This is a genomic window from Nostoc sp. (assembly GCF_036917815.1).
GTDB lineage: Bacteria > Cyanobacteriota > Cyanobacteriia > Cyanobacteriales > Nostocaceae > Nostoc.
Window position 1 is genome coordinate 1 of record NZ_JBALEK010000052.1, and the last position, 1,161, is coordinate 1,161.

1 pseudogene is annotated in these 1,161 nt (G+C 39.4%); it reads right to left on the reverse strand.

Annotation, left to right across the window (positions count from 1 at the left end):
• Positions 1 to 10: 10 nt before the first annotated feature.
• A pseudogene (locus V7K97_RS32045) lies at positions 11 to 1,101 on the reverse strand (ISAs1 family transposase).
• Between the last annotated feature and the right edge of the window lie 60 nt (positions 1,102 to 1,161).

Below are 1,161 nucleotides of genomic sequence, written 5' to 3' on the forward strand. Positions count from 1 at the left end.
CAGGGCTGATTCATTCCATAAGAGCAAGAAGTTTGTCAATATCATGAGAGATAAATCTTTGGGCAGTTGTGATGGAAGCATAACCATTCCGCCGAAGCAGATTCAGTGCAATCGCTCGCATAATTGAGAGATTTGCAGGAGCCTTACCCCTACGTATAGTTGAATTATCTTCATTCAAAACTACATCTTTAACCCAATGGAGGCGATTTTCGATACCCCAATGTCCGCGAATACCATGAGCAAATTCTTTCGCTGTGGCAACTATACTACTGATATAACAGACAACCTGGTGATATGCTTTACCCGTGCGGGTTCCGACTCTTTCAACCCGGATTAAAGACTTAATACCCGTCCACTGGGAATTGATCGCAGTCAAATCATCAAAAACTTCCACGGTACGTGTTGTAAACCGATTTCTAGTTTTTTCAGTTTCGATATGACGACTGACTGGCTTATGAAAAGCAGCAATGCGTTTAATATGACGATGTAACGTTGGCTGGTTATCTTTAACAGCGATCGCATAATCGTTGCCACTACTTATGATTAGCTTGCAAGTTTTTTTTGACAATGCAACGAATCGAAGCTAAATACCGCACCTTTTATATCCAATGTTGTAATTAAATTTTGTACGATTGCAATTTCACTTTCTTTCTTATTGTCAAATTTATCCATACCTAAAACTAGCCCTCTTTTACTAGTAAATACGGATACAATACTGACAAAATTTTGACTAGATGAATCGTAGTCTTGGACTGTACCTTTAATACTTTTACCATCGATGCTACACCATTCTGATTCTTCTATTTCAACGTATTGGTTAGCCCACTGATTAAATATTGCAGCAAGTTTATTGAAGTCTACTCCCATAAGTACACGTCGGATCGTTGAGTCAGAAGGAACACCATGTTTTTGTATTCTAAATGTCTCTATCAATACCTGACGATGCCGTTTGACGAAATCCCCCCATGCACGATACCCAACATATCCATTCATCGTGCCCATTATTACAAACAGTAATACCAAGTACAGTGGATGTCTTCGACCATCTAGAGTTCTAAAATCTTCCACTTGCCGCAATTGCTCAATCAGATTCCCACCCATGATCTTTTATCCCCTCAATACTTGCTATTTTACCTATTTTAGGGAATGAAACAGCCCTGC